Genomic DNA, 21254 nt, shown 5'->3' with positions numbered 1-21254 from the left:
TCTTCTGGTCTAAAAGGGTTTCGCTTCCTTTTCTTCGCTGATGGCATTGTTATATCTTTTTTTCAGAACAAATGCAATGTGTTTTCAATAAAAACTTTCATTTACATTTGTTACATTTTCTAGAGGGTGCGCTGAATCTTCTCCGTATTCTTGAAATGGAGCTTTGCAACATTCTTGAGCTCATCCATTCCATAGCGCTCGACAAAGGCCATGGCACAGTCATCCGCCGGTGTCCCGGCGCCTTTGGCAAAGGTCATCTGATATTTCTGACTCATCTGATCCATTGCCTTCAGAAAGGCATAGCGCGCAATGATCGATGCACAGCCGACGGCGGGATATCTGCTTTCCGACTTCGTCTCGAAATGGAGTCCGCGCACGACTTCCGGCACATTACGCAGATAGCTGTAGTACTGCTTCTCAGGCGCAAACTGATCCACCATAAGGAAGGCGGGCAGCGCTGCCTTCTTCCTCAGGTTCAGATAGGCCTGATTATGAAGAATGGCCTTCATCGAATTGAGATTGGTAGAGGCATGGACCGCGTTGTATTTTGCCGGCGGAACAATCAGCAGCGAATAGGGAATCTGTTCCATCAGCTTCGGAGCCATCATCCTTATGTCTACGTCCGTGATCGTCTTCGAATCGCGGACGCCGAGTCTTTGAATCAGATCCCAGTCCTTCTCCGCCACGATCGCTGCACAGACGCACACCGGACCGAAATAGTCTCCGGTACCGACCTCGTCACTGCCGCCCTGCGGCAAAATGACGGAGGACGAAGAGCTCCGGGATGACGTGGAGGGAACCGCTCCCGGCATATTGAGATAGGGCGTACTGTATTTCTCGGCATCCGTCCCCTGGAATACGACCTTGTTGGTCTTGTAGCAGGTGATGACGCAGCCCTCCGGACGCAGCTGATAACGGATATAGGGCGAAGATACAGGTACCGAGCACGATGAAAATGCAGAATACAGATCTTCTGCGGCCTGTTCGTTCAATGTCAGTGTCACTACAGTTTTCGGCATGATTTGCCCATCTATTGTAAAATAGCGTGCAGAAAAGAGGAAAGGAAATTGCATGATCACGATTCCGCCGGCGTCCTATTACATTGTTGATATCGTCATTGCGGCCTTTTACATTGCGTTTCTGTTTCTGGGGGCGCACCGGGGATTTCTGAGGCAGCTTGTGAGTCTTCTCGGTACGGTGCTGTCATTTCTCGGGGCATGGCGCTATTGCGGCGTCCTTGCGGAATACATTCACCTTTGGCCCTCGTCCTGGAATCCGGCAAAGGATGCGTTCTATGGCGACACGGTGTATGCGATGCTCAACAAGATGGCGTGGTTCTTTGTGCTGCTCATCGTCCTGCGGCTTCTGTTTCTGCTTCTGGATAAGCTGGCAAAGGGCATTGAGAATATTCCGGTACTGAAGCAGATCAGCGGCCTTCTTGGTGCGCTGCTTGGGGCAGTCGGGGCTACGGTGTGGGTGCTTGTGTTCTGCATCCTTCTGCAGACGCCTCTTTTCAGCAACGGTGCCGATATTTACCGGAACACGGTTCTGCACACGATCAGCGAAACAACCGGCACGGTATTTTCAAAGCTGGCGGTACCGGTGAATGAGACGGAAACCTTTTCGAAGCTGTATCAGTCTTTGAAAAACAATGAAGGGGAAGATACCCAGGCCATCGAGCAGTGGCTCCAGGAACACGGCTATACGCCGCAAGAGGAGAATCAATGAGTCTTGAGCAGCAGCTGGAACTGAATGTAATCAAGGAACAGGTGAAGAACTTCGCCTCCTTTTCCCTTGGTCAGAAGAAGATCGAAGAACTGACGCCAAGCTATGAGCCGCTGGTTCTGCGGCAGGAAAATGAGCGCAGCAGAGAAGCCCTTGCGGCCGTGGTTCATTACGGGACGATGCCCTTTGACGGGATCAGGGATATTGAACAGTCCCTGCAGAATGCAAAGAAGGGACGCACCCTGACGCCGCAGGAACTGAGTCAGGAAATCAATCTGATCCACGGCCTATCCCATATCACTGCCTATGAAAAAATGATTGAGGAGGATCATCCGGCCTTAAAGGATCTGACTTCCACGATCACGATTCATAAGAATACGGCAGCGAAGCTGGAATCCTGCATCGATGCCTATGGCGAGATCAGGGATTCCGCATCTGCCGATCTTAGAAATATCCGGTCCAGTCTTCGCCATGCGGACGCCGACGTGCAGGCGGCCGTGACCCGCTTCATGCATGCGCATCCCGACAGCATCGTGGATTCGATCGTTTCCTACCGCAATGACCGTGCCGTCATCCTTGTAAAAGCTTCGGACAAGAACAGCTTTCATGGCTTTGTCTATGGCGATTCCGCCAGTGGACAGGCTTCCTATATCGAGCCGCCGGAAGTCATCGCCGCCAACAACCGCAAGGCCCAGCTGCAGGAACAGGAGGCGCGGGAAATCCACCGCATCCTTGTCGAATGCACAAAGGAAGTTGGGAAAATTGCCGATGAAGAGATCGGAAACCTGGAAACGGCCGGGATCCTTGATGCAATTTTTGCCAGGGCACAATGGGGTGCGGCGCATGATGCATGCGTTGCCACACTGACGCAAGAGCGCAGACTTTCCTTCGAAAAGGCGCGGCACCCGCTGATTGATCCCAAGAAGGTTGTAGCCAATAACTATCACCTCGAAGATCCTCAGCACATGTTATTGATTACGGGGCCCAATACCGGCGGAAAGACGGTATCGATGAAGATCATCGGTCTCTTTACGCTGATGAGCTACTGCGGCATTCCGATTCCCTGTGACAGTGCTGTCATTCCTTATTTTGATGCCGTGTATGCCGACATCGGAGATGATCAGTCCGTCGTTTCTTCGCTGAGTTCCTTTTCTGCCCATGTGGAAAAGCAGGCTAGGGCCCTGGCATCGGCGACGTCGCAGTCTCTGGTGCTTCTGGATGAAATCGGCTCCGGCACCGATCCCAGGGAAGGCGAAGCTTTAGCGATTGCCATTTTGAATGAACTGCGCATCCGGGGAACGATGACGGTTGCCACGACACACTACAGCCGCCTCAAATCCTATGGCAAGCGGCATCCTGATATCCTTCTGGCCAGCGTTGAGTTTGATATGGAGAAGCTGGCTCCGACATACCGGTATCTGGAAGGGACGACGGGTTCCTCCAATGCACTGGAGATCGCGGGAAAGTACGGTCTGCCAAAATCAGTTATTAAAGAGGCACGGTTTCTGAAGGATCAGGCCAGAAGCCAGGAAGATGTTCTTCTCGAACAGCTGGACAAGGAACTGAGCAAGCAGCGTGCCACCAATGAGCAGCTGGAAGCCAAGCTCAAGGAGATCCGCACCTACCAGCAGCAGCTCAAGACTCAGCAGATCGAGTTCCAGAAGGAACGGGATGAGTGGAAGGCACACGCAGACGAAGAAGCCGAAGCCATCACGGAAGAGGCCAAGGAACAGGCGGATGCCATCCTGAAGCGTATGCGGAAGATGCAGCAGAATGCCAAATACCATGAAGTGCTTGCAGAGCGGCAGAAGCTGAACCGGACCGGCGGCGAGAGTGAAAATTCATCCGGCACCGGCCAGGGCAGAAATAACAATCCGGACATATCCCAGGGCGGCAATGCCAGAAAGACACAGGCGCCCCCTGCCTTTCAGGTCGGGGATACGGTGGAGCTGCGTGCCAACGGGCAGGCGGCGAAGGTGGTGCGCATTGAACGCAAGGAGATACTCATCAATCTCAATGGACGTGAGATGCGGGTGAAACCGGATACGATCCGGCCAAGTCTCAAGGTGATTCCGAAGATTACGGTGGATCCGGAGGTACATATTGCCCATGCCAGTATCTTTGAAGCCTTCTCACCTGAGTGCAATCTGATTGGTATGCACGTGGATGAAGCGGTGGAGAAGCTGCAGAGCTATGTCTCGGATGCGAAGATCCACGGCCTCAAGGAGTTCCGCATCATTCACGGAGATGGCAGCGGAGCACTTCGTAAGGCGGTGCATGAGCAGTTATCCGCAATGAAGGATGTGCAATCGTTTACGCTTGCACGTCCTGAGCACGGCGGCAGCGGAGCTACGGTCGTGAAGTTAAAATGAATAAAGGACAATGGATCGGGAATATATCAAATCGAAGCTGGTGAATCTGCCCCATGAACCGGGCAGTTACCAGATGAAAAACAAGAATGGTGAAATCATCTACGTGGGCAAGGCGAAGGACCTGCACAACCGTGTGAATCAGTACTTCACGGGTGCCCATGATTTTAAGACGACCAAGATGGTTTCCAATATTGAGGATTTTGATTTCATTGTGACCAGGAGCGAGAAGGAGGCTCTGGTTCTGGAAATCAATCTGATCAAGAAGTATCGTCCGAAGTACAACATCCAGTTCATGGATGATTCTTCCTATCCCTACATCAAGCTGACGAATGAGGATTATCCGCGGCTGACCATTGCGCGCGACAGCAAGAAGGACAAAAAGGCGCGGTATTTCGGGCCGTTTCCGGATGCGGGCGCGGCGCGGATGACGCAGAAGCTGCTGCAGAGTCTGTATCCGTTTCGGCGGTGTGTGCATATGGGGGATAAGCTGTGCCTGTATTACCATATGGGACAGTGCAAGGGGCCGTGTGTCTATGACATTGATCCCAAAATCTACAAGGATATGGCGGATCAGGTGGAGCGCTTTTTGAACGGGGATACGAAGGAAGTCGTGGACGAGTTGACAAAGAAGATGCAGGAAGCCTCCGCGAACCTGCAGTTCGAGCAGGCTCAGCAGTATAAGGAGATGCTTGAGAGCATCCAGGCCACCAGTGACAAACAGATCATTGAGCAGGACAGCCGCTCGGATGCGGATGTGTTTGCCTGGTACGCTGACAAGGGATACATTGCGATGAACGGGTTCCTGGTGCGCCATGGGACGATTCTGGCCAAGGAATGGAAGCTGCATCCGCTCTATGGCGAAGCTGAGGAAGAGTTTGTCAACTTCCTGGTGCAGTACTATGAGGAACATCCGAAGGCAAAGGAACTTCTTGTGCCGATGACGCTGAGCCAGGAGACTGTGCAGGAACTGGCGGAAGTACTGGAGATCCGTATCTCGCAGCCGCAGAAGGGCTACCGCAGGAAGCTGATGGATCTCTGCATTGAAAATGCGAAGAAGCAGCTGGATCTGAAGTTTGAGTCGATGGAGCGTCAGGAGAGTGAGACGGAAGGGGCAGTGGCCCTTCTGTCGAAGCTGTCAAATCATGCGATGAACCGGGTGGAGCTGTTTGATAACTCCCATATCTCGGGTACCTTTACCGTAGCTGCGTGTGTTGTCTACGAGGATGGTAAACCGGTGCGGAAGGATTATCGTCTCTATAAGCTCCATACGGCCAACAGCGATGTGGACAGTATGAAGGAAGTGCTGTACAGGCGCTATTTCCGGCTGTTAAAGGAAAACGGGCGGATGCCGGACGGGATTCTCGTCGATGGCGGCAAGGCGCAGATCGATGCGGCGCTTGAGATTCTGACGTCGCTGGATCTGCAGAATACGATCAAGATCATGGGCCTGGCCAAGGATGATAAGCATACGACACGGGCTCTGGTAGATACGGATGGAAGAGAGATTCCGATTGATAAAAACGGTGCGCTGTTCTTTCTTTTGACGCGGATGCAGGATGAGGTGCACCGGGTAGCGATCAGCTATCACCGCAAATTAAGAGACAAGGCGCAGACCCGTTCCATCCTGGATGAGATCGAGGGCATCGGTCCCAAGCGGAAGCGGACACTTCTCAGGTCGTTTGGATCCTTCAGCAATCTGAAAGAGGCATCGGTAGAGGATATTGCAAAGATCGTTCCCAAAGAGACGGCGCAGAAAGTCTATGAGGCGCTGCACAGCCAGGGAATGGTAGAATAGTCAGCGAACGAAGAAAGTCATGAACATGACAGAGACCATTTTCAAAGACAGACAGCAGAATAACGGGGAGATTACGACTCTCGAAGGGAAACAGAAGACGAAGTGGACGCGGATCTTTCTTCTGTGCATGGCAGCGGTTCTTGGTATTTCGATTTCGGTGATGAACTATCACTATGATTCGCTTGCCCGCTATCCGTACCGTGATGAAGAAAGCCGGCGGCTGATCAAGGAATATCTCAATGATGAGGAGATTGACTACATCATTGAGTATTCGATTGCGCCCAACATGTTCATCTCCTTTATTGAGGCGCCGGGCTTCAACATCTACCATGCGGCGGAATACAAGCGTCTTTCGCTGGTGCTGTGGCAAGAGACACCGGCACATATTGTACGGATCGTGGAAGATACCTGGGGCAGGGTGGATTCCGATACGCTGCAGACATTATTGAGCTACGACAACTACAACTATACCTGGAGTGAGTTTGAGGGCTGGATCGAAAACGGGGACAGCTATGCGCCCGATGCCCGTCTGCTCATTAACGTCAACGGCACAAGCACCTTTCTTAGTGGTGATCTTACGATCAGTAAGCGGGAACCTCAGGACCTCGTGAACATCGCAACAGATGATTCCAGCATTCCGGTTAATGACAGCAGTCTGCAGGTGACGGCAGAGACGATGCCGGGGCTCAAGGATCTGTTTGCGGCCTACGAGGCAGACGTGCAGAAACAGCTACAGTCAAAGACGCAGTCACAGACGCAATCACAAACCACATCCCTGGAAGATGCCAGCAGCGGATTGAAAATCGGCGCTGCCTATATCTCCTATAAGGAACAGGAAGATCTGTATAACAGCGGCAGATCAACCTTCAAACCGGGCCAGGATGAGCATCAGCTTGGTACCTGCGTCGACTTTGAGGTCGAAGGACTGAGCGATGCGATGTTTGAAAAGACATGGCAGGCTCAGTGGCTGATGGAAAATGCGTGGAAATACGGCTTTGTACAGACGTATACAGCAGAAGACGAGGAGCTCAGCGGCATCGCCGCAGAACCATACCACTATCGCTATGTTGGCATCGATCTTGCCAAGACGCTGCATGACAATGGTCTGACCCTGTTCCGCTATCAGGCGAATCAGGATATCGATGCCATTTCCATCGCAAAATAGCAATTACAGTGAGAATAACAAAACAACGGCGCATTCGTAATCGGATGCGCCGTTAACAATCGTTAACAATGATGAATCAATTCAGATACCGTTACGAAGGCTGGTGAAGAGATCTGCCCGGGCCTTGCGCTTCTGCAGGACTTCTGCCGCGGTATTCACGTAAGCCCGCGGACCGCGCTCATCCTTTGCCTTATAGGTCTTGTGGATGGCCCATAGCAGTAACAGAGAGTTCAGTGCCTTGTCATTCTTCTTGGACTCTGCCTGTTTTTCCTTCAGTGCACCGGTCTTGATCTGGGTGAGCTGCACATTTTTTTTAATGTTGTTGATCTTTGGCTGATGAGCCTTGAGATCTTTTACAAGCGGAATCGCATGAACCGCGGTAAGGATGACAAACACAATCAGCAGCGCCAGAGCCCCAAAGAGGATGTACCAGTTGTACGGCGAAAGATTGATATTCATGACATCATTTTAATTCAAACAGTGGCAATTTACAAACAGTGATGTAAGATCAAGTTATGAAAGAAGTCGTGCTCGTTTCTGATTCACATCGTCTCCGCAACTTCCGGGAAGCACTCAAAAATAAATATCCGGAAGCGGATTACTTTTTCCATTGCGGCGACAGTGAACTGAGCAAAGAGGAGATGGCGGGATGGGCCACGGTGGAAGGAAACTGCGATTACTATTTTGAATTTCCTGCGCAGCTGAAGATTGAGATCGGGATGCATTCCTTCCTTCTGGTACATGGGGATCGGGCAGGCTATCCCTATGACAGGACGCTGCCGGCACTTGCTAAGAAGTACGGCTGCGATGTCGTGTGTTATGGTCATACGCATGTTCCGATGGATCAGATGTCGGATGGTATCCGACTGATCAATCCCGGGAGCCTGCGTTATAACCGCGACGGAAGTGAACCGGGATATATGGTATTGAGCGTCTATGATGAGCGGATTGAGGCTAAATGGCTCCCGTATCAGCCTTGAAAAGGGTGTATAATATTGTTAATATGTTTCTTGTGCCTGTCCTGGTAGCTCAGCTGGATAGAGCTCCCGCCTTCTAAGCGGACGGTCAAGGGTTCGAATCCCTTCCAGGACACCATTACAAACCGTTGCGCAGTTGAATTCTCTGTGCGGCGGCTTTTTTTATGATCTGAAAACGATAGTTTTGTCAAAGTTAAATGAAAATGTCACCTTCTCTGGTTTTTTGAAAATGTCACCTTTTGTGAAATTGTGATGTAGGAGAAATTAGAATGCCCCATTGGAGGCATTCCATGCAGAATGAGAAGGAAAAACGAAAAGAAGAAGCTCTAAAGCTATTAATGCAGAAAGCAATTGATGTTCATCTAACATACGGACAGATTGCCGACAAAACCGGATTCAGCAAACGACAGATCATCCGGTGGGCGGAGCAGCTAAAGGAAAAGGATATGTCATCTATCCTTACCCATGGCAATACCGGCAGAAAGCCAGTAACGACCGCCTCCGACCAAGAGATCAGTTACATGGAGAATTTCAAGAAAACATATCCGGTGATTACCATAGCACAGTTTAGAGATTTTTATCGTGAAGATGTCCTGTTTAGCGGAGATCCACAGAAGCGAGATGATGTCCAGCGCTTTGGCCTCAAGGACCGAAGCAAGTCGTGGTTTCGACAGTTATACATGCATGAAGGCTGGAAGTCACCTGCAGAAAAGCCTGTCAGGTCTGATGGCAGCAGAGAGACGCATCCGATCAGGGCTCCAAGGGATCATAGGGGAGAATTGGTACAGATTGATGGGACCCCATACGACTGGCTGGGAGACGGCAGAACATATTGCCTGCACCTTGCAGTGGATGACGCAGGAACAGAGGTGCTTGCGGGATGGTTTATGCCTACGGAATGTGCCAGGGGATATGCACATATGACCAGGCTGATTCTTGATAAGTGGGGAATCCCCCTTGCCTTCTATTCAGACAAGGATTCCGTCTTCAGAAGTGTCAAGAATGGAGCGCCATCCAAGTTTGCAAAAATGATTATGAAGCTTGATATCAAGATGATTTTTGCAAACTCGTCACAAGCAAAAGGCAGAGTTGAACGATATAACGGAACGGCTCAGAATCGGCTGCCCAATGACATTATCCGCTGGAATCATAACCATCCGGATCAGCAGATAAAGGACTATGACACGTTGAACAATTGGTTTAACGCATACTATATCCGGTATCTGAATGATAAGTTTTCTTTCCCGGTAAAGGATCCACATGACGTTTTCAGAGAGCTGCCGCCAGACTATGATCCTTCAAAGATATTCCGTGGTGAATTTTCCCGAGAAGTGAACAATAATACATTCTCGCTGGGCAATGTCCTGTACAGTGCATTCAATGAGAATGGTGAACTGATAAAGTTCAATCAGAAGACAAAGGTCAATGTTTACATTGATGCGTTCACAGGTGAAATCTACATAGAACGATACGGAAAGCATTTAACATGCATGAAGGTTGGTGAAAGAAAGAGAAACCCTGTATATGTGGCCGAAACTGAGAAAGATATACAGCGTTATCTCAGCGAGCTTGAGGATAACAATTACAAGCTTGTGAAAAATGGAAAGGAATTGTCAAAAGGTGACAAAATCAAAAAATCTTAACACTGAAAACGATAGTTTGGTAAAATATCTTAGATATGGAGGGAGGGCTTGCCATATCGGAAAACATTTATATTCTATATTGTGTGACGCATAAGACGGAGCAGGTGCAGCGTGTCTTACGGCGTCAGGGGTTCGTCTCTTACATTCCGCGGATGGAGAAATATCTTCGCAGCATCGACAAAATCGTCGACGATGTGGTGATGTTTCCGGGGTATCTCTTTGTAGAGTCAGATTTGGATCAGATAGACTTTACGCTTTCCATCCGTCAGATGAATGACGAAAAGAACGGTATCATCCGCGAGCTTAAGGAACAGGGTGTCTCCGCCTTAACGGAAGAAGAGAAAGAGTTCTATCACATTCTCTTCGATGATCACTACCTTCTGAAGATGAGCTACGGTTACCGTGAAGGTAGCCGGACGCTGGTCTACAGTGGCCCCTTACTACAGCTCAGGGACGACATCACGAAGGTAGACCGCAAGAACGGTGTCGCCTATCTCAAGCAGCAGTTCATGCACCGCAACATTCAGGCCGGCTTATTAGAAACGAAGGAGATCCACTTCTAGCGCAGGGGTATCCACCTGGGAGGAGTCTTTGGACATAAGAAGCACATTGGGAAGGAAAGAGACAGAAAGGTGTGTTAAACACACCACCACATACCATCCCAATGGGTGGGGGAGAGTGTATCTATAAGCAATGCTTAAGTGAAGCGAAAAGAAAGATGTACTAAGATAGGTATCACTCTTTGAAACAAACAGTTCAAGAACACGTTTCCTTGTCTAGGAGCGAGAAAATCGGCTAAAAAAAACGCATGCTCATAAACGTGTTCAACAGCAATAAAGCGGTACTTATGCTAGATAAAAGCATTAAATATGATCTTGTTCATTTAATGTTCACAGGTTCATAAAACCGCATAACAAAGCCAAAAATTGAGAGTCATAAAATCTCGTTCGTTGTCAGGAAGAGGTGTAAAATCGTCCTTGACAACGAACGAGATCCAGAAAAGTTCCTGATTTTGGGTTAAACAAAGGCTTTTTCGTATCTTATGCCAGCACTATAATACCCACAGTGAGGCTAAATTCACTTGCTTCCCAGTATACCAGCCTGCCGAGCTAGTACTCGTCCTTTATCAGTGGTGCCTGACAAGCTAGCGGAGAGGTGCTAGTCGGGTGATAGGTAGTAGAAGAGGGCTAGACTAGCTGGGTGGCAGATAAGTTTCATAATCCGCATTGTATGAAAGATGCAGAAAACCTCATAACTAAGCCGGAAATGCTGCATAAACTGACGTCCGGAAGGTTAGGACAGTTATCGAGTTAGCACTAGCTAGATGGATACATGAGTATGTAAGACGAGCTAGCTGAATGAGTTCATCTGTGCGGAGAGCGAGAATAAGATAATTGTACGGTCTCGTTGGATGACTGGTCATATGAGTATCTGATTGAAAGCTAGACTGTGCAATTTGGCTGGTGTGGAGATTTGCTTGAGTATGAATTTCTTCGAACGAATGGAGCATGAAATTGATTTCCAGAAAGAATATGAAAAACTGGAAAGTATCGTTTGTAATGAGGATTTTTCTGGCAATGATGACACCATCAATGATTGGATTTCTGACAATTTTCGCTCGTGGAAAGATCATGGAAATTTTAGTAGCTTTGATGAGTTAAGAGAACAAGAGGGCTTTCCTATCCAGTATGATTATTCTGATAGACCTCTTGCTGTTAACAATAAGCTTATAACAATGGATGATTTCTTTGCCTATGTTGAAATGATAATCAATATTTCGTTCTCACTATTATCTCATAGAGACAAACCGCAGCGAAATCTGTCCCAGAAGTTAAGAGAATTTACTGATATTGCAAAAGTAGATATTGATAAGGTTGGATATGAATTGAAGGAAGTATTTGGAAAATGGTACGTTCTCCAGAAGAATGCCGCAGCATCTGTAGTGGTAGAACACATAAAGCCATCAGCTGCTGATGCAGTGATGGAATACAATCACTATGTTTTAAAAGGGGATCTTAGTCGGAAGAAAGAGCTTCTTAAAATAATTGCAGATGATTTGGAACCACAGAAAAAAGTGTTAGAGGACTTGAAATGTGGTGAAGCTCACCAGTTTTTTGACCTTGTAAATAACTGTAATATTCGTCATAACAACTTTGATCCTTGTGGAGGTAAGAAGTATCATGAGAAGCTTTCTAGGTCTGCTGATGATCTTATAGAGAAGATATATGATCTTATTTATGAGCTTGGCTTGATAAGCTACTTGGCCTTAGATCGTAATAAACGAGATGAGAAGGTTACTGCAATCAGAATGCTTTATTAAATATGAAAATTCTTTGTCACAGGAGATTCTGCGGATGATTATGATAGTTGCCAAAGCGATGTTTTTAGATCGCAAGGCATAGAAAGGAGGTCAGAAATAATGTTTCAAAGAATTTTAGAAGGCCTGATCTCCAAGGTCTTATTTTGAGCCTTGGGAAAGTTTTTATGACCACTGCTGCTGAAACTGTATCAGTGAGTTAATCAGAAAGTGAAAAACTATTTTTAAAAATAAAACTTAACGATGCAAAGGTCTATGGCTCTAAAGACCTATGCTTATTATTGTTGAAATATCTATTGAGCTTAGAGGTGAAAGAACAAAGATGAGTGAGAATCAGAACAATGAAAATGGCACTTCATACAAAATTTGCTTGGTAGGATCTTCAGGCGGCCATCTTACTCATCTCTATATGCTTAAACCCTTTTGGGAGAAGCATAATCGCTTCTGGGTTACTTTTGATAAGGAAGATGCAAGAAGTATTCTGCAGGGCGAAAAGGTGTATCCTTGCTACTATCCCACAAATCGTTCATTCAAGGCTTTATGTATTAATACAAAACTGGCTTGGAAAGTTTTGAAGAAAGAAAAGCCAGATCTGGTAATTTCATCAGGTGCCGCTGTGGCCGTACCTTTTTTTTGGTTAGGAAAGCTGTTCTTCCACACGAAGAATATTTATATTGAAGTCTTTGACCGTATTGATAAACCAACTGTGACTGGCAAGCTAGTTTATCCAGTTACGGACAAATTTATCGTTGAATGGGAAGAGATGAAGAAGATTTATAAGAAGGCTATTAATTTGGGGAGTATTTTTTGAACAATCTGCATTTACTTACTTGTAACTATGTCCGCACGCTGTTTTTTTTTTTTCTGTGGCGATAAGTAGCTAGCGAGTAAATCAGATACCTACCGTAAACGATAGGTATGTTTTGAAAATGTGGAGCAGTAGATCAAGTCATAGGATAAGAAAATGATATTTGTAACAGTCGGAACACATGAGCAGCCGTTTAACCGGATAATACAAAAAGTAGACGATCTTAAACGTGATGGAGTGATCACAGAAGATGTGATTATGCAGATAGGCTTCAGTACCTATGAGCCAAAATACTGTACTTACTCTAAGCTCTACCCATATAATGAAATGCAACAGGTGGTTCAAGATGCGCGGATTGTAATCACGCACGGAGGACCATCTTCTTTTATTATGCCGTTGCAGATTGGCAAGATTCCGATTGTTGTCCCTCGTCAGAAAGATTTTTACGAACATGTAAACAATCATCAGGTTGAGTTTGCAGAAGCTGTTAAAGAACGGTATGGAAACATCATTGTCGTTGAGAATATAGAAGATTTAGGGGATGTGATTACGAATTACGATTCAATAATTGCGGATATGGATGACAAGGCTGTAGCTTTAGGTAATAACGCAAAGTTTGTAAGTGAGCTAGAGAAGATAGCAGATCAGTTGGTTGGAGAAAAATAATGACAAATAAGCCAAAAGTTGGAATTCTTTCAATGCAAAGAATAAAGAATTATGGCTCGTTTCTCCAGGCTTTTGGCTTGAAGAGCATATTGGAAGAATTAGGAGCGGATGTTCAATTTGTTGACTATCATCCTGGAAGCACATTAGTTCCAACTGATGATGAAAAAAGTGGTTTGAGACGCAAAATCAACAAAGGATTTGAAGCTCTGCAGGGGAATGCGCCACTGAAAGCAAAATTGGATTTCATTAAATATAAAAACAATTTTGGCAGTAATTATTATCCTTATCTTGGAATCACTGAGGAGATGAATTATGCTCCGGATCTAGATCTTCTGATAATCGGATCTGATGAAGTTTTCAATTGCGTTCAAAATAATACAAATGTCGGCTTCAGCCCAGAGCTGTTTGGACAGAGTAATCATGCGAAGAAGCTTATTTCCTATGCTGCTTCTTTTGGAAATACCACATTAAACAAACTGCAAAAGTATCATGTGGATATAGAAGTTGGAAGATGGCTAAGTCAATTTAATTCATTATCTGTTCGTGATAAAAATAGTCATGATCTAGTGGAAGCTCTGACTGGAGAAAACTGTAAGATTAATCTGGATCCTGTTCTGATCTACGATTTTGCTTCTTCTGGCAAAGTGCCAACAGTAGCAGATAGTCACTACATGATGCTTTATGGTTACAATAATCGTTTTACCAAAGATGAATGCCAATTGATAAAAAACTTTGCCAAGCAGCATGGATTAAAGATTTACTGTATTGGTGGCGTGCAGGGATGCTGTGATAAGTTCATTGATACTGATCCTTTTACGGTCATTGGTTATTTTAAAAATGCTGATTGCGTGGTAACTGATACGTTCCATGGAACAATTCTTAGCGTTATCACTCACAGACAGTTTGTATCTTTGATTAGAACTAATGGGTATGGAAATAGTGAAAAGCTGGTTGATCTATTAGGAAGACTGAAATTGGAAGACAGACAAATAGCTGATCTTCATAACCTTGAGGCATATTTAAGAAAATCCATTGATTATACTACTACTGATCGAATCATCAGTGATGAGAGAATAAAAACCAGAGAGTATTTGAAAAAATGGCTTTAAAAGATAATATTTCAATTATTGGTAATGCATGTGTTGGTTGTAGAAGTTGCGAGCAATCCTGCCCTGTTAAATGCATCATGGTAATGCCTAATAATGAGGGTTTTCTTTATCCAAATATCAATGAGGAAAAATGTATCCATTGCGGAAATTGTATGACTCATTGCCCGATAAAGAACCAAGATCTTCATCGGAATACACCAAAAGAAGTATGGGCATTGAGAAATAAGAATGATAAGGACATTTTTAATTCGGCTTCAGGTGGTGCATCAGATTTATTAGCTAGCGATGTCTTGAATGACGGGGGTATCGTTTATGGTGCAGCTTATGATGATAACTTTAGGGTCTATCATATTGAAATAACTAAACCTGCTGATAAATGGAAAATCCAATCTTCTAAGTATGTTCAGTCTGACACTGAAAATGTATATACCAGAGTAAAAGATAATTTAAAAAATGGTAAACAAGTTTTGTTTACTGGAACACCATGCCAGATTGCTGGTCTTTATGCCTTTCTTGGAAAAGATTATGAGAATCTTTATACGATAGATCTTATTTGCCATGGTGTACCTTCTCCGCTTTTTTTTAAGAAATACTTGGAATGGCAAGACAAGAAAATGGGCGGGAAGACAATATACTATAATTTTCGCTCAAAAGCTAAAAGAGGATGGGGTACACAATATCTTCTAAAGACAAAGACAAAGACAAAGACAAAGACACTATCTTTAGACAAATATGGATGCCATTTTATGGCGGCAGATTGTTATAGAGAATCATGCTATCAGTGTCTATACGCAAATACCAAACGAGTTGGAGATATTACGATAGGAGATTTCTGGGGAATTGGAAGGTCACATCCAGCTTTTTACTCTGAAAAAGGTGTTTCTAGCGTGTTTATTAACACTGATAAAGGAAAAGAATTATTTGGAAGAATCAAAAAAGATGCTTTCTTACAAAGTGCAACTCTTGAAGAGGGCCTTATTAAGCAAGGTAATCTGGAGCATCCAGCCGAAAGACCTAAAGTGAGGGATAGGTTTTATGCTGATCTTAATAAGCTTGATTTTATAGAAAAAATACAAGTAGGTTTAAAAGTAAAAGAACGCCTTAAAGCAATTTTACCCGCCGACTTGATTAGAATTTTGAAAAATAAAGCTAGATAACACGCTTTAACAAAGGAATATTGGACTTGGATAATGAAGTATAACGGCCGGAATGTTCATAAAAAAATCAAAGTTGCAATGATTGCTACACATTTTGATGTTACTGGAATTGGTTCAGTAATCATGAATTATTGTCTGGCACTGGACCATAATAAATTTGACTTGACTGTAATTGCCGGAGTTCCTATTGCAGATCAGTATAAAGAACAGTGCTCTAGAAATGGAATTCATATAATTGCATTACCTTCCAGGCATAAAGATAGTTTCAATCATTACAAACAACTATATAAGATATTAAAAAAGAACCATTATGATATTTTCCATGATCATGGAAATAGTTCAATGATGGCAATTGAACTTACTTTAGCAAAAATGGCCGGTATTAAAATTAGAATTGCCCATTGTCATAATACGCGGTGCCCTAATAAAACAGTACATAAACTATTAAATCCGTATTTTAATAGGATTTACACAAAGGCAATTGCTTGCGGTGAAATGGCTGGAGACTGGCTATACGGAAAAGGAAACTTCGAAGTATTACCAAACGGTTTTGAAACTGAAAAATTTATATTCTCAGAAAATAGTCGGAAAAGGTTAAGAGCAAAATTAAACCTGGAAGACAAGTTTGTTATTGGTCATATGGGCAGATTAAATGATCAAAAGAATCAAAGTTATCTTATTGATGTGTTTGAAAGTGTTGCTAAAAAGCGCTTAGATGCTGTTCTCCTATTGGTTGGAAATGGACCAGATGAAGAAAAGATTAAAGAAAGAGTGAATAATAGCCCATATAAAGAAAGAATTATTTTATATGGAGTTACTGATGATCCGGCAGCTTTATATTCGGCAATGGATCTTTTCGTTTTACCATCTAAATATGAAGGCTTGCCTGTTGTATTGCTAGAAGCTCAAATATCCGGGTTGCCTTGTTTAGTTTCTGATAAAGTCACACGAGAAGTGGATTTCGGCGAATTGATTTGGGCTTCAATTGATGACTCTCCAAATTCATGGTGTCAGAAAATTGATTATCTTAACGTTAGATCTGATATAGATAGAGAGAACTATTATGATAAACATCTAAATCAGATTAAACAATACAGTATAAAAAACACAGTTCAGCAATTAGATCACATATACAGTTCACTGATTTACGAAACTGAGGAATAAAGATGCCTACATATGAAGGATTACGCTTAAAAGTCCTGAAATGGAGAAGACTGGCGTTTGCTAAGCAACGTCGCAAACATATTACTGATCCGAGCTTTACAATTATTTCTAATAATTGCTGGGGTGGAATGATCTATGAATCCTATGACTTACCAAAGGAATCTCCTACGGTAGGTCTTTTCTTTATGGCTAGTGACTATATAAAGTTTCTTAGCAATTTGCAAGGATATCTGAATAACCAGCTATCGTTTATTGATCCACAGGATAGTAAATGGAAGAATCGGGTTTGCTCTGACAAGAGGTTTGGACATTATCCTGTAGGTATTCTTAATGATGGTATTAATGGGCCAATAGAAATCTTTTTCCTTCATTATAAAAATGAAGAAGAAGCAAGAGATAAGTGGACAAGAAGAATACAAAGAATTAACTGGAATAGATTGTTGATTAAATTTAATGATCAGAATGGATGCGATATTGCAGATGTGGAAACATTTCTAAATCTTCCTTATAAGAATAAGATCTTTTTTACGTGTAAAAACTGGCCGTTAGAGAATAGGGGAGGTATATCTCTACAGGATTATCTTCAGTATAAAAATCGAGTTAAAAATATTAACAGTACGCTATTGGTAAAAATAATCGGGGAGTAAACGAAACTGGGTGCAGTTGAATCAGTACGGGCGAACATAATAAGTATCCGTCAGCAGCAAATGGCGTATGACTCGTTCAACCTTAGGATACTTTTCATCGTCTCTCTTGATCCGAAACAAATATACGAACCAATTTAAATAAGATTGAAGGTTATCCATCTTCATTCCCATCACTTTATATAGATACCTCTGAAGCCACCCGCACANGACTCGTTCTACCTTAGGATACTTTTCATCGTCTCTCTTGATCCGAAACAAATATACGAACCAATTTAAATAAGATTGAAGGTTATCCATCTTCATTCCCATCACTTTATATAGATACCTCTGAAGCCACCCGCACAAGTTATTAACTAACTGCATATGCTTTATATACTCAGGATTGTCAGTGTCTGCTATATAGACTTCGCTAATACAATCAGCTTTTGCAATTAACTGATTATGAGCTGCATTCCCGTCATGAACAATCGTTGAACCTGATTTTATATGTTTGATAAGCGCATCCTCTACTCTCTGAGCTGTCGGAGCGCCATTGCCGCATTCAATAGCTATCACATTCTTGTAGATATCAACTGCCACAATGATGCATATCTGGTCTTTTGAAAGCCCTCTCTTCCTCTTCTCCCCGAATTCATGCATGATTCTGCCATCATTCAGATATGTTTCATCAATCCAGATACGATCTGACAAAATCAGATGGTCCTGGTATCCATCAACCGTCGCAAAGATCTTATGCCTCCATAAATGTGCAGTAGGATGTGAAATATCGCATACATGTTCGGCTAGTATTTCCGTTGGGCAGTAAATCATACAATTGATATATCTTTCCCATACATCAAATTTTCTCTTGGCAGAATAGAATACTGTTCCCGAAAGATAGCTGAACTTATGACCACAATTCTTACACTGAAATCGCTTATTTCCACTAGTAGAAGCCCCTATTGATATGCAGTGAGTACTTCCACATTCAGGGCATCGCGCAGGTCTGCCATAGAACTCGGCAGCTTCGTCCAATGTGGAAAACCCATACTTCTCCTGGTTGACCCTATATGTAACGACATCCCGGAGATAACGAAACTCGTCGCTGCTTAATGACGACACAAAGTCAAAAAGATCTGCTTTTGACGGCATACGACATTCCTCATCACATTTGAGCTGCCATCCGACGAGGAATGTCGCCAAACATAAGGCCGAGTGGCAGCTCAAATGTTCTTATATTTGGCTTTTCTATTGTAATACATCTCTATTGCCATACCCAGTTTCGTTTACTCCCCGAAAAAATAAACCAATTTCCAAAGAATGATTTTATTTTGGCAAGTTATGAGCCATTTGGTAATAATAAGTATATAGATCTTAGCAAGTTAATTAATGCTTTATAAATGAACTCTGAAAAAATGTCAAAAAAAATTGTAATCGTAACGCGCTCAATGACATCTGGTGGCGCTGAAAGAGTGATAGCGCAGTTAGCTAACTATTTCGCTAATGATGGTATTTTTTGTGAGATTATCACAACCGAATCATTAAAAGTTGAATATCAATTAAATCGAAGAATAAAACTAGATGATATTGGTAAACAGTCAAATAGCAAAGCGATTGATCGAATAAAAAGATATAACATATTAAGAAAAAAAATCATTGCAGAACAACCTGATGTCGTTCTTTCAATGCCTGAAGACACAGGAATTTATGTGATTTTGTCATTGATTGGTACCCATATTCCTGTATATGTTTCTGAAAGAAATAATCCATGGGTTATGCCGGATGTTAAGATTACAAGACTTTTGAGAAAAGTGTCTTATCCTTTTGCAAAAGGCATTATTTTTCAGACAAAAATGGCACAATCGTTCTTCCCTAAATCCATACAGAAAAAAAGCATTGTTCTATCTAATCCAGTAGATGCGTCAAGAATTCCTGAACCTTATGTAGGAGAACGTAGGAAAGTTATTGCTGCTGTAGGAAGATTAGCGCCACAAAAGAATTTCGATTTACTACTCGACGCATTCAAAGATTTCCATGATTTGCATTCGGATTATCGACTTAACATTTACGGAGAGGGGCCTTTGAAAAAACATCTCCAAGAAAAAATTGATGATTATGGACTTCATGATATTGCTTTTTTAAAAGGGCATAGTTCTCATGTACTTGATGACATAAGAGAGGATGCAATGTTTGTTTTATCTTCTGACTATGAAGGAATGCCAAATGCTTTAATAGAAGCAATGTGTATGGGAATGCCAGTTATAAGTACTGATTGTCCGTCTGGTGGCCCTAGAGAACTTATTATTAATAACAAGAATGGCCTGTTAGTAGAACCTAAGAATGTTGTGCAGCTTTCCAGCGCTATGTCTATAATATGTGATCCAAAAAAGCAAAAAGGTTTTTCAATGGAAGCAGTCAAGCTAAAGAAGGTTTATACCGATATAGATGTTTTCCATTCGTGGTATTCGTATCTGTTTTCGAATGTGAAATAGTAAGTAGCTTTAAAGTCTATGGAGAATAAATTGAATCGTTCAAGTTATATAACAAGCAATTCGAATAAGAGAATAAGTTCCAACAATATATATGAATTAGCGATATTTTTATATATTTTTTCAATTCTTTTTTTTAATGAGGGCAATACTTTCATTAATGTTTTTAGAATAATATTAATAGCAATTTTTATATGTTATATAATTCTTTCAAAAAAATTACCACTCTTAGGCTATGGCAGATGGGCGTTGATATTTATACTATATTCTTTTCTTTCTGCTAATTGGGCCTACAGTAAAGATGTGGCAATTCAATTCTCAAAAACATTAATTTATGTATTTGTTTGCAATTATGCGATTCTTGTTTATCTAAAAAAAAGTGGATGGAATGGTATTTTATTTTTATTCAAGTCTATTTTTTGGTGCTGTGTCATAACATCTACAATTTTTTTCTCAAACAATTTAGGGGCTATATTGGCTGGAAGCAGACTTGGTGGGCAGACAAATGGTTATGGTATGTGTTGTGCATTTGCCGCATTAATTGGTTTTTATCTAATAAAATATCATTATGTAATACCATCTGATAAATGGTTATGGCTTTTAGGATTCTTATTCGCAATAGTTTTTATTTTGTTGAGTGGTTCAAGAAAAGCATTATTATATTTCCTAATTCCAATAAGCTTTTTCTTAATATTCAGATCTAAAGGTATTGCAAAAACATTAAGAAATTTCATTGTGGTAATAGTGCTTATATTCATTGTATATTTAGCAATTATGAAAGTTCCAATTTTATATGAAAGCATTGGAAGAAGAGTCGCTACATTATTAAATTTTATTAATGGTAGAGAAACTGATTCGAGTACAGCAACACGAGCAGTTCTTGTTAGCGATGGCATTGAAATGTTCAGAAGGAAACCATGGATCGGTTATGGGCTTGGCAATTTTAGTACAGTTCATTCATTGAACAGCACAATTAAATATTATGCACATAATAATTATATTGAATTATTAGTGGATGTTGGAATTATTGGAACATTAATGTATTACAGTCTTAATATTAGTACTATCATTCGTGGATTACGAAAAATTAAATATAAAGATCCATTGCTCCTATTATTGTTTGGATATTTAATAGGTGCTTTAATTTGCGAATATGGAAACGTGACATATTATGCGACTTTCGATCAATTATTATATGCCATTGTTTGGTATGTATTTCGCTATTACCGATCAAATTAAGA

The 21254-nt window shown here is 42.8% G+C and carries 19 protein-coding genes and 1 tRNA gene; 17 read left to right on the top strand and 3 right to left on the bottom strand.

Going from position 1 to position 21254, the window contains the following annotated elements:
* Positions 1 to 119 precede the first annotated feature (119 nt).
* Entirely contained in the window at positions 120 to 1019 is a 900-nt protein-coding gene (rnhC, locus tag C1714_RS11095) for a ribonuclease HIII (protein WP_102343323.1), read from the bottom strand.
* Positions 1020 to 1071: 52 nt separating this feature from the next.
* Here rnhC and C1714_RS11090 point away from each other — a divergent pair, with 52 nt between their 5' ends.
* Genes C1714_RS11090 through C1714_RS11075 form a run of 4 tightly spaced genes read left to right on the top strand, consistent with a single transcriptional unit; the run spans position 1072 to position 7057 of the window.
* Positions 1072 to 1728: a CvpA family protein gene (locus C1714_RS11090; RefSeq protein ID WP_102343322.1), complete on the top strand. Its 657-nt coding sequence runs from the start codon at positions 1072 to 1074 to the stop codon at positions 1726 to 1728.
* On the top strand, positions 1725 to 4097 hold the full coding sequence (locus C1714_RS11085; RefSeq protein WP_102343321.1) for an endonuclease MutS2: 2373 nt from the start codon (positions 1725 to 1727) through the stop codon (positions 4095 to 4097). The genes C1714_RS11090 and C1714_RS11085 overlap by 4 nt, the downstream gene beginning before the upstream one ends.
* 10 nt (positions 4098 to 4107) lie before the next feature.
* Positions 4108 to 5892 (top strand): excinuclease ABC subunit UvrC, encoded by a 1785-nt coding sequence (uvrC, locus tag C1714_RS11080; RefSeq protein WP_102343320.1) that lies wholly within the window; start codon positions 4108 to 4110, stop codon positions 5890 to 5892.
* A 25-nt stretch (positions 5893 to 5917) separates the two neighbouring features.
* Positions 5918 to 7057 carry a M15 family metallopeptidase gene (locus tag C1714_RS11075; RefSeq protein ID WP_167850036.1) on the top strand — a complete coding sequence of 380 codons (1140 nt, stop codon included), beginning with the start codon at positions 5918 to 5920 and terminating at the stop codon, positions 7055 to 7057.
* An 81-nt stretch (positions 7058 to 7138) separates the two neighbouring features.
* Here C1714_RS11075 and C1714_RS11070 read toward each other — a convergent pair whose 3' ends face one another.
* A complete protein-coding gene (locus tag C1714_RS11070; protein WP_102343318.1) occupies positions 7139 to 7516 on the bottom strand; it encodes a hypothetical protein in 378 nt (125 codons plus the stop codon).
* Between the two features lie 56 nt (positions 7517 to 7572).
* On the opposite strand from C1714_RS11070, the gene C1714_RS11065 reads away from it, so the two are divergent.
* From C1714_RS11065 to C1714_RS11015, 11 genes are all read left to right on the top strand, one after another.
* The gene (locus tag C1714_RS11065) at positions 7573 to 8037 is read left to right on the top strand and encodes a metallophosphoesterase family protein (RefSeq protein WP_102343317.1); all 465 of its coding nucleotides are present in this window, start codon (positions 7573 to 7575) and stop codon (positions 8035 to 8037) included.
* Between the two features lie 38 nt (positions 8038 to 8075).
* A tRNA-Arg gene (locus C1714_RS11060) sits at positions 8076 to 8152 on the top strand.
* A gap of 172 nt (positions 8153 to 8324) precedes the next feature.
* Complete coding sequence (locus C1714_RS11055) at positions 8325 to 9677, top strand: DDE-type integrase/transposase/recombinase (RefSeq protein ID WP_167850035.1); 1353 nt, start codon at positions 8325 to 8327, stop codon at positions 9675 to 9677.
* Between the two features lie 35 nt (positions 9678 to 9712).
* Positions 9713 to 10240, top strand: coding sequence for a transcription termination/antitermination NusG family protein (locus tag C1714_RS11050; RefSeq protein WP_102343315.1), 528 nt, complete (start codon positions 9713 to 9715; stop codon positions 10238 to 10240).
* Positions 10241 to 11160: 920 nt separating this feature from the next.
* On the top strand, positions 11161 to 11997 hold the full coding sequence (locus C1714_RS11045; protein WP_102343314.1) for a hypothetical protein: 837 nt from the start codon (positions 11161 to 11163) through the stop codon (positions 11995 to 11997).
* A gap of 319 nt (positions 11998 to 12316) precedes the next feature.
* Positions 12317 to 12805, top strand: a complete 489-nt coding sequence (gene pssD, locus C1714_RS11040; protein ID WP_102343670.1) for a PssD/Cps14F family polysaccharide biosynthesis glycosyltransferase — start codon at positions 12317 to 12319, stop codon at positions 12803 to 12805.
* Positions 12806 to 12958: 153 nt separating this feature from the next.
* Complete coding sequence (locus C1714_RS11035; protein ID WP_102343313.1) at positions 12959 to 13468, top strand: glycosyltransferase; 510 nt, start codon at positions 12959 to 12961, stop codon at positions 13466 to 13468.
* Complete coding sequence (locus tag C1714_RS11030; protein WP_102343312.1) at positions 13468 to 14577, top strand: polysaccharide pyruvyl transferase family protein; 1110 nt, start codon at positions 13468 to 13470, stop codon at positions 14575 to 14577. The genes C1714_RS11035 and C1714_RS11030 overlap by 1 nt, the downstream gene beginning before the upstream one ends.
* Positions 14568 to 15734 (top strand): Coenzyme F420 hydrogenase/dehydrogenase, beta subunit C-terminal domain, encoded by a 1167-nt coding sequence (locus C1714_RS11025; protein ID WP_102343311.1) that lies wholly within the window; start codon positions 14568 to 14570, stop codon positions 15732 to 15734. The genes C1714_RS11030 and C1714_RS11025 overlap by 10 nt, the downstream gene beginning before the upstream one ends.
* Before the next feature lie 33 nt (positions 15735 to 15767).
* Positions 15768 to 16898 (top strand): glycosyltransferase family 1 protein, encoded by a 1131-nt coding sequence (locus C1714_RS11020; protein WP_102343310.1) that lies wholly within the window; start codon positions 15768 to 15770, stop codon positions 16896 to 16898.
* A gap of 2 nt (positions 16899 to 16900) precedes the next feature.
* Positions 16901 to 17545, top strand: coding sequence for a DUF1919 domain-containing protein (locus C1714_RS11015; protein WP_102343309.1), 645 nt, complete (start codon positions 16901 to 16903; stop codon positions 17543 to 17545).
* A gap of 21 nt (positions 17546 to 17566) precedes the next feature.
* Here the strand turns inward: C1714_RS11015 and C1714_RS11010 are convergent, their stop codons facing one another.
* A complete protein-coding gene (locus tag C1714_RS11010; protein ID WP_102343308.1) occupies positions 17567 to 18676 on the bottom strand; it encodes an IS1595 family transposase in 1110 nt (369 codons plus the stop codon).
* Positions 18677 to 18924: 248 nt separating this feature from the next.
* Here C1714_RS11010 and C1714_RS11005 point away from each other — a divergent pair, with 248 nt between their 5' ends.
* On the top strand, positions 18925 to 20016 hold the full coding sequence (locus C1714_RS11005; RefSeq protein ID WP_102343307.1) for a glycosyltransferase family 4 protein: 1092 nt from the start codon (positions 18925 to 18927) through the stop codon (positions 20014 to 20016).
* 300 nt (positions 20017 to 20316) lie between these two features.
* Complete coding sequence (locus C1714_RS11000; RefSeq protein WP_210115335.1) at positions 20317 to 21252, top strand: O-antigen ligase family protein; 936 nt, start codon at positions 20317 to 20319, stop codon at positions 21250 to 21252.
* The last annotated feature ends 2 nt before the right edge of the window (positions 21253 to 21254 follow it).

This window comes from Galactobacillus timonensis, assembly GCF_900240265.1.
In the GTDB taxonomy this organism is placed as follows: Bacteria; Bacillota_I; Bacilli_A; order Erysipelotrichales; family Erysipelotrichaceae; genus Bulleidia; species Bulleidia timonensis.
Note: the sequence above shows the minus strand (reverse complement) of the source record. Positions and strands in the feature narration are given on the sequence as shown.